This is a genomic window from Hugenholtzia roseola DSM 9546 (assembly GCF_000422585.1).
Classification (GTDB): Bacteria; Bacteroidota; Bacteroidia; order Cytophagales; family Bernardetiaceae; genus Hugenholtzia; species Hugenholtzia roseola.
This window is the reverse complement of record NZ_AUGI01000073.1, coordinates 1-3598: the sequence shown is the minus strand read 5'-3', so window position 1 is coordinate 3598 and position 3598 is coordinate 1. Positions and strand designations below refer to the sequence as shown.

Annotated in this window: 2 protein-coding genes and 1 rRNA gene; 2 read left to right on the top strand and 1 reads right to left on the bottom strand. The window is 41.9% G+C overall.

Going from position 1 to position 3598, the window contains the following annotated elements:
• Positions 1–1188: TonB-dependent receptor domain-containing protein (locus G500_RS0108010; protein WP_027002182.1), on the top strand; the 1188-nt coding region annotated here is incomplete at its 5' end.
• A gap of 111 nt (positions 1189–1299) precedes the next feature.
• On the opposite strand, the gene G500_RS0108005 is transcribed toward G500_RS0108010, so the two are convergent.
• Positions 1300–1902, bottom strand: coding sequence for a hypothetical protein (locus G500_RS0108005; RefSeq protein WP_027002181.1), 603 nt, complete (start codon positions 1900–1902; stop codon positions 1300–1302).
• A gap of 1322 nt (positions 1903–3224) precedes the next feature.
• On the opposite strand from G500_RS0108005, the gene G500_RS0107975 reads away from it, so the two are divergent.
• Positions 3225–3598: ribosomal RNA gene (locus G500_RS0107975) — 16S ribosomal RNA — on the top strand; the annotation flags it as partial.

The window sequence follows — 3598 nt, the reverse complement described above, 5'->3', positions numbered from 1 at the left end:
TATCAGGCAGAATACCGCCAAAGAACCTTTAATGCCCGCTACATTTCCTACCTCTATCCGGGTTTCTTCGACCCCAATGTAGGCGAAACCTTGCGCGATTTGCCCTTAGACCAAGTTTTTGCACCCGAAAACATCAGCAACGACAACGGTTTTGTCATAGAAGAAGGTACACGCCCCAGCGATAACTACACAGGAACGAACCTTTTGGCTGCAGCTTTTGTAGGCGGCAACCTTCCTTTGGGCAAATTAAACTTAGCAGGGGGCTTGCGTTTGGAATACAACGACCAAGAACTCAAAAGCCGCGACGATTTTTCGGAAGTAAGAGGCGGAAAAGCCGTCTTGAGTCCGCTCCCTTTTTTGAATGTTACTTATGATGTCAGTGCTAAAAGCTTAGTGCGTATGGCGTATTCGCGTACCGTCAATCGCCCAGATTTTCGGGAATTAGCTCCTTTTGTCTATTACAACTTCGAACTCGAATCGGGTGTGCGTGGCAATCCAGATTTAGACATTGCCCAAATTCACAACCTCGATACGCGATTTGAATTTTATCCCAACACAGGCGAAGTCATTAGCATTGGCGGCTTCTTTAAATACTTCCAAAATCCTATCGAATCTTTCCTACAAGTAACAACCGAGCAGCCTCAATTTACCTACCGCAATGCCCTTAATGCGCGTACTTTGGGCGTAGAAGTGGAAGTACGTAAAGCCTTTGCCGACCTTACCGCCGCTCCTATCTTGCGCAATATGTCTATCGTCTTCAATGGCTCACTTATCAATAGCCGCGTAGATATGGGCGCAAGTGCGACAGCACAAGACCGCGTCCGTCCTTTGCAAGGACAGTCGCCCTATGTCTTAAATACGGCACTTTACTACAAAGACGAAGCGAAAGGGCTTTCCATCAATGCCGCCTACAATATCATCGGGGCGCGTATTTTTGCCGTCGGCGATGTCAATTTTCCTACCATCTACGAGCGTCCGCGCCATGCCCTCGATTTGACCTTGATGAAGGAAACCAAAAGCGGCTTGAACTTCAAAATTGGTATCCAAGACCTACTCAATTTCAGATACCGCTTCTATCAGGATTCAAACTTAGATGCCAAAATCACCGACATCGACGACCCTATCTTTACTTTCCGCCGAGGAACGCAGTTTAATGTAGGCGTGAGCTATCGTTTGGCTAAAAAATAAGAAAAATAAGAAGCCCTAAAAACGCCTTAAAAGGATTGTGGGGCAGCACTACACCACTAAGCCAAAGCCAAAAAGACCGACAAGACTTTTACCTCTTGTCGGTCTTTGGTTTTAATATGCCCCTAAGCCTGTTTGAAAACCTGTCCAACAAGGTTCTGTACTTTCTTCTAAATTCTGTGCAGACCAAGCACAAGCCGTATAACCGCGCTCTATATTGTCAACAAAATTGGGCTTTTTGTCTGTTGAGGAAGTTGACTTTTCCGTACCCAACACCAATTTTTGCGCTGCTATGATAAGCTGCGATTTGGCAAGGCTCTCCATTTTGGATAGTTCGGGGAAAAGGGCGTTTATCTTTTGGTGTAAAAGCCGCTGACTTTCCTGATGCTTTTGATAGGCTTCTGCCGAAAGGTGCTTCGGCTCAAAAAAAGCCCCATCTTTTGTCGCGAGGGCTTTTTCCAAGTCGGCAGCATATTGGGCGCGTGCTTCGGGCGAAAGCGCGTCAAGCCAGTTTTGAAAGCCTTTTAGCAAATCTGCTTCTGCTTTGATGTAGGCGATAAAATCTTGATTTTGCGCCAATACTTCGGCACTTAATCCCAGATTCTGCACCACCTCTGCTTTGCCCAATCCTTGCTCGGCAAGCTCAGAGCTTTCTGTTTGGCAGGAAGCAAAGGCTAATAAAGCAGTTACTACAAGTACTTTTGATGAATGTAGCATAAAAAAAAGAAATTTAGTGAATAAAAGTCATTTTTCAATGACAATGCAAGAAAGCACTTTTTTTTGATAAAATAGGTTTAAAAAGCAAGTTTTAACAAAATTTAACATATTAAAATCTCTTTATATGTCCAAAAAAGGTTTTGTTTTGAAATTTTATACTATCTAAATGCCTCTCATTGAAAGGGCTTATCGCGGAAAGCCGTTGGCACGTGTTTTTGCATTTCTGTATTGATAAGTTCTTGATAACAAGATTATTAGCGCATTTTTTTTGTATGATTATTTTTTTGAACTTTTTTAAAAAAGTGGTCAGAAAAAAATAGTTTTAAAGTATTGATAATCAACATTTTAGAAATACATAATTGCTTTTTTGCCCCAAAATCTGCATTTGGCTAAAAGGTGCATTTTTTTGTAAGCGTAATATAAAAAGGGGCGGAAGCGTTGGCTCTTCATAATAGCGCGTTCTCCTTTTTGCTTTTAGGTTTCTTTACAAGGCAGTTTGGGGCGCAATTTTTCAAAACTAACCCCTTAAAAATCAGGATTTTAGAAATGCTACCGAAAAAAAATGAAGAAAAGTCGAAAAAAAACGGCTTTAAGATTTGGAGGTATTAAAAATGTTCGTACCTTTGCAGTCCCATTCGGATACGCCGAAAGCAAAAGCAACTACTTTTCCCTATCGCAAACAGTTTCGTACTGCCTAAAATAAAGACGCGAAAAAAAAAGTTGAAAAAAATGCTGCAAAAATTTGGTGGTTTAAAAAATTCGCCGTACCTTTGCAGTCGCTTTCAAATAAAGCACAATCCGACAAAATAAAGCGAACTTATTTCGCACCTCAAGGCTGCATAATTGATGCAGATTCGCCCTCTAAAAAGAGACGAACATTAAGAGCAACAGACCGCGTTCTACCGCTCACAATCCCACCCCCTTTACATTTTGGTTTCCTCTGGAACGAGTTTTTGAAAAAGTACCGCATATCGGGCTTTGAAAAAAAACTTAAAAAAACTTTGCCTTTTATTTGCAGGTTCAAAAAGAAGTCGTAACTTTGCCTTCCCAACGAATATGTAAAGCCAAGATAAAGGCACTTTTAAGCGGCAGTTACTTTTTTAGAAGTAATGCTAAGAGTTGGTTTCCAAATGTAAAACATTCAGGTTTTATACCTCTACTTACCTACTGCAAAAAGTATGCAGAAAAGGTAATGATGTTCTTTGAAATGCAGAAAGAGACAATCACAGCTTGTGAATAGATACGTCAATTCACAAACGGTAAATTAACGAGTCAGAGACATAATTATACTTTGTTTTTCAAAACAGAGTTCAAATTCTTTTACAACGGAGAGTTTGATCCTGGCTCAGGATGAACGCTAGCGGCAGGCCTAATACATGCAAGTCGAACGAAGTAGCAATACTTAGTGGCGCACGGGTGCGTAACGCGTATGCAACCTACCTTATATTGGGAAATAGCCCAGGGAAACTTGGATTAATGTCCCATAGCACTGCGAGATGGCATCATTTTGCAGTTAAAGCTCTGGCGATATAAGATGGGCATGCGTCTGATTAGTTTGTTGGTGAGGTAACGGCTCACCAAGACTACGATCAGTAGGGGGTCTGAGAGGATGATCCCCCACACTGGCACTGAGATACGGGCCAGACTCCTACGGGAGGCAGCAGTAGGGAATATTGGTCAATGGGCGAAAGCCTGA

Coding starts and splice junctions, on each gene's coding strand:
- G500_RS0108005 (WP_027002181.1), bottom strand. CDS start 1,902: ATGCTACATTCATCAAAAGTACTTGTAGTAACTGCTTTATTAGCCTTT.